We start from the raw sequence: 5,294 nt of genomic DNA, 5'->3' as shown, positions 1-5,294 counted from the left end.
GGCCCCTTCGGTGTCATGATGTATTCAATGGACCTAATTTTAAGCCTTTCTTGCGGTGGCAGGAGCAAGGCTGCTTTCACATGGGGGGGGATGTTTTTTGTGTATTCTTCGGGGTCTTTACTCAAGCCTTTTTTATAGACCAGCTCATCATCCATCTTTCCATTCCTGAGATCTTCAATATACTGTTTGATCCAGGCGACGGCATCTTCATTATTGAAAAACTGACGATAAAGCTCGTATTGGAAATTCCGGGCCATTTCGGTCCAGTCGGAACGGACAAATTCCATTCCTGTGAATTCCAGATTCTCAAGGCCTCCTTTTACCAGAAGTCCGGCATAGCGTTTACGGGCTCCTGTTTCTGTGCCTCTTAAGGGGGGGAGAAAAAATTTGCTGTAGAGTTTTTCATATTCGATTTCCAGATGAGAAAACACACTGGATTCTTCCATGACCCTTTTCTCCATAAAATGATTGACCTTCTCGGCCAGGTGGAGTCCTGCTTCGTCAGGATTGTGTATTTCTGTCTCTTTCAGACAAACAAAGACCGAGTCGGTATCGCCGTATATAACCTTGTAGCCCTCTCCCCTCAGCCACTGAACCGTTTCTTTCAGGACCCATTGTCCCGAACCGGTGATGGCCTTGGGCAGATCCGGGTTGTAGAAGCGGCATGCCGTGGTTCCCATGGCTCCGTAAAAGGAATTCATCAGTATTTTGATGGCCTGGGATAGCTGTTCGTTGTGATCCTCTTTCGCTTTTTTCCGTTTTTTCATTGCCTCAGTCAGGAATTCGGGGAGTATTGTTTCAGTTCTGGAGAAGCTGTGACCCGTGGGAGTGGTGATGCTGCGGTCGGTCCTGCGGATTAAGGCCAGGGGGTCAATATGGAAGGTTCTGATCACAGAGGGGTAGAGGCTTTTGAAATCCAGGACGATGACCTGCTTGTAAAGACCCGGGTCCCCGGCAAAAACATACCCCCCGGGGGCGGCTTCTCCGGGCTGAACATCCCCTGTATCGGGAGCCACCAGACCATGCCGATGCAGGCGGGGGAGGTAGAAGAAGTCAAAGGCGGCAACCGTTCTGTTCACCTGGTCCAGGGGGAGGCCTGTCATCTTCCTCCGGGCCAGGATGAGTCCTAATAGATCTGTTTTCTTGAAGATGTCACTCACAAGGATGCTGTCTTCCAGGTTGTACTTTGCCAAAGCCTCCGGGTCTTCCCTGTAACGGCGCTCAATCTCATCCACCTTGCTCTGACCGTCTTCTTCTATCTCCTTGCCTCTTCCCAGAAGCTCCTGTGCAACAGTTTCAAGTTTGAAGTTTTCAAATTTGTAGAAGTTCTGTCGCATGGTCTGCAGCCCGTCGATGATCTGCCGTCCTCTGCATTCGGCCGAAAAGAATCCGGCCCGGTTCTCTTTGATTTTGAGAGGCTGATTTTCTCTTCCCGGAAGAAAGCTGTCTCCAAAATGACGATACCTTTTTTCCAGGAATGTCAGATCAAAGCCGATGACATACCATCCGATGATGATGTCGGGGTCCCATTTTTGAATCCAGGCCAGAAAGGCTTTCAACGTTTCCCGTTCACCCTGGCAATATTGATAGTGTCCGCTGCTGCCGATGTGATTGCTGTGAATCAGGACTTTCCTGAACTCATCGATGATCCCATTGTAGCCGGTCCCGTGCATGGCAATGGAATACACTTCTCCATTCCGCCCGGTTTCTATGTCCAGGGAGAGAACTCTCAGTTTCGGTTTGACTGGTTCATCCCCTTCGGGAGCGTTTATCCGTGGATTCAGGTAGAGGGTTCCTCCGTCGACAGCCTTTCCAGAACCTTCCCAGCGGATTTCTCCGGTGATGAAGCGTTCCATTAAAAAACGGTCCACCGGGTACACATCGCTCTCATAGACTCTGAATCCCTGACTGACCAACTTTTCCCTGGCGCTGAAAAATTGATGGAGTGAGTTAAAGTAGAGGGCATCAACGGTTTCTCCCGAATAGGATTTCAGGGCCACAGCTTTCCGTTGAGTGAATTCTATCCTGGGTAGATCAGTATTTTCGGGGATAAAGAACACGGGCTTATTGTCTGTGACTTTGATGAAAAAGGGACCTTCAGGCCCTGTTCCGGTCAGATGAATCTCATGCCGGCCTTTTATGTCCAGACTCTCGGATGTGAGTATATAACCCTGATGCATTCTGCTCTCCTGTTCTCCGATTATAGTCAGGGGAAGATACTTTTGCAAAATCACTTAGAAATAATCATGCCAGACGGAAAGCTTCGACTTTCCCAATTCCCCGAATTGGAGTACAATCTTTTTTGTTCGTAACGGCCTTATCCGGTCCCCCATACCAATTTATACGGAGTTCTGATCATGGTGAAAACCCTTGAAAAATATCCCTGGCTGACAGAGTTATTCCTTCTTATAACGGGATCTCTTCTTTTCGCTTTATCCTTTCCCAATTTTATATACCGCTGGGGCTTCTCTTTTCTGGCATGGTTTGCTCTGATTCCTGTTTTTTTGCTGATCCATCGGGTGGGATATTTAAAGAGCATGCTTTACGGAGCTCTTTATGGCTACTTTTCCTATAGTCTCTTCAATTTCTGGCTGGCCAAGTTCAATCCCACATCCTTTGTGGTTGTTCCCCTGATCTATGCGGTCTATTTCATCTTCTGGTTCCCTGTTTTCAAGTGGGCCGATAAGACATTCCCCCGCTGGGGTTACCTCGTGCAGCTGGTGTTCTGGCTGGCCTTTGAAATTTTCAGAACCCGGGGATTTCTGGGATATTCCTACGGGATATTGGGATACTCTCAGTACCAGAACCTCTCGGTCATCGGGATCTCAGATCTCACCGGAGTGTTGGGCGTCTCCGGCCTCCTGGTCTTTCCCTCTCTTTGGATTGCCCGGTATATCCGGTTCAGAAAAGAAGAGGGGACATCTATCGGCCTATTGAAAAAAGCAACACATCTCTTTTTTCCGGCTTGTCTCTATGTTCTGATACTGGCGGGAAGTATGATCTATTCCAACCTCAGCAGAGTGGACTATGAAAACAGTCCACTCTGGAGAACTTCTCTGATTCAGCATGATATAAACGCATGGCTCAGCGGTACTGAGGTTTATGCGAGAGCTTTGGATAAACTGCTTGAACTCTCCGATGAAGCCCTGGCGGATAACCCCGATACGGTGATCTGGTCGGAAACCTCATTTGTTCCCTCCATTGAATGGCATAATAAAAGGAGAGAAGACCGGGAGCGTCTGGCTCTCGTTCAAAAGCTGATGTCCTACCTGGAGAGCAAGGACACGCCCTTTCTTATAGGAAATAATGACTCTGAGATGTCTGCAGGCAAGATGATTACCTATAATGCCGTTCTCTTGTTTGAAGGACAGGAGATTATTGACCGTTATCGTAAAATTCATCTGGTTCCTTTCGGGGAGCATTTCCCTTATACAAAGCTCTTTCCCAGGTTCTATAAATATATCCTGGACAGCGGGGCTACCTTTTATGAAAAGGGCGAAGAATACACGGTTTTTGACATCGGCGGTGTTAAGTCTTCACCCCTCATCTGCTTTGAAGACACTTTTGGCTATCTCAGTCGAAATTTTATCAGGGAAGGAGCCCAGGTGCTGGTCAATGTGACCAATGACTCCTGGTCTAAAGCTCAAGCCTGTTCGATTCAGCATGTGGGGATGGCCGTTTTCCGTTCTGTTGAAAACAGACGATCCATGATCAGGGCCAGCAACGGCGGATTTACCTGCCTGATTGATCCCAATGGCAAAATTGTGGATTATCTAGAACCCTTCACGGCGGATGTCCTGACTGTGGATGTACCCGTATATGAGGGAGAACCGACACTTTATAACAGGACAGACTTCCTGTTTGATCGCGGCATCATGGTATTGTCCGTGATTTTCGGGCTTTGGATGACCATCATGACTATACTGAAGATCAGAGGCAAGAAATGAACCATACAGACCAAATCCTTTCCTACCTGGTAGAGATCAATAAAACACCCCGTAAATCAGAGAACAGCGGTCCCATTACGGATTGGCTTCAGACCTGGGGAGAAGATCAGGGATATAAGATTAAACGGGACCGGATGAATAACCTGGTGATTAAGGTTCCGGGAACAAAAGGCTATGAGAAGTCAGCTATTGTTGTGCTCCAGGGCCATTCCGACATGGTCTGTGAAAAATTGCCAGACTCAAAACATGATTTTTCAAAGGACCCTGTGATTATGGTTCGGGAGGGAGACTGGGTCCGGGGTGACAAGACGACCCTGGGTGCGGATAACGGAATCGCCCTGGCCCTGGCCATGGATCTGGTGACCTCGGAGGACGTTTCCCATCCTCCCCTGGAAATCCTGATCACCAGTGATGAAGAGATCGGGCTGGTAGGTGCTAATCACCTGGAAAAGGGATTTGTGGAAGGTAAGATCCTGATTAACATGGACTCGGAAGATGAGGGTATTTTCACCATCGGCTGTGCCGGTGGTGCGGACAGTCGGTTTAACATTCCCCTGACTTCAGAAAAAGCCGCTTCAGAGGTTCTCAGTTATTCCCTCACCGTGGGTGGTCTGAAGGGCGGCCATTCGGGAATGGACATTCACCTGAATCTGGGGAATGCCCTGAAAATGGCCGAGCGGGTATTGAGCCAGCTCTCTTTGGAAGACTCTTTCAGACTCGCCGGTCTGGAAGGCGGCAGCGGGGCTTCCAATGCCATCTGCCGGGATGGGGTCGCCCGGTTTGTCCTGTCAGATACGGTTGATGTTCAGAAAATTGTGTCTGCCTGGGAACAGGACTTTATCAATGAATCTGGAACCGTAGAGAAAGATCTTTTTATAAAACTGGAGGAGGTCTCTAAAATTTCTCAGGTTCTCACACAGGAATCGGGTCTAAAGATCCTCCGGGTCATCCGTCTCATCCCTCATGGGGTGGGTAAAGTCTCCTCGGATATTGAGAATCTTGTGGAAACATCCAGCAACCTGGCCTGGGCTTCTGTCAATCTTAAGGGGGCAGACTTTCTGACCAGTCAGCGGAGTGCTGTCATGTCGGAACTGAAGGATATGAATGAGAGGATGGTTTCCCTGGCCCTATTAGCCGGCGGCAGCTGTGACACTCTGAATAAGTACCCCTCATGGAAACCGAACCCTTCTTCTGCTCTGCTGGAAAAAAGTGTGGTAGTGTATAAAAGAGCATGCGGAAAAGATCCTGTCATTGAGGCCATTCATGCGGGTCTTGAATGCGGATTGATCGGTGATAAATATCCCGGGATGGATATGATTTCCATCGGACCGACCATAAAACACCCCC

The 5,294-nt window shown here is 48.7% G+C and carries 3 protein-coding genes; 2 read left to right on the top strand and 1 reads right to left on the bottom strand.

Annotation, left to right across the window (positions count from 1 at the left end):
• Positions 1 to 2,180: DNA polymerase II (locus PF479_RS05420; protein WP_298003214.1), on the bottom strand; the 2,180-nt coding region annotated here is incomplete at its 3' end.
• Between the two features lie 177 nt (positions 2,181 to 2,357).
• Between PF479_RS05420 and lnt the strand changes: the two genes are divergently transcribed.
• Positions 2,358 to 3,947: an apolipoprotein N-acyltransferase gene (lnt, locus tag PF479_RS05415; RefSeq protein ID WP_298003211.1), complete on the top strand. Its 1,590-nt coding sequence runs from the start codon at positions 2,358 to 2,360 to the stop codon at positions 3,945 to 3,947.
• A partial coding sequence (pepD, locus tag PF479_RS05410) for a beta-Ala-His dipeptidase (RefSeq protein WP_298003208.1) occupies positions 3,944 to 5,294 on the top strand: 1,351 nt, incomplete at its 3' end. The genes lnt and pepD, both read left to right, overlap by 4 nt.

The organism is Oceanispirochaeta sp., from assembly GCF_027859075.1.
Classification (GTDB): domain Bacteria; phylum Spirochaetota; class Spirochaetia; order DSM-2461; family DSM-2461; genus Oceanispirochaeta.
This window is presented reverse-complemented; position numbering and strand designations above follow the sequence as displayed.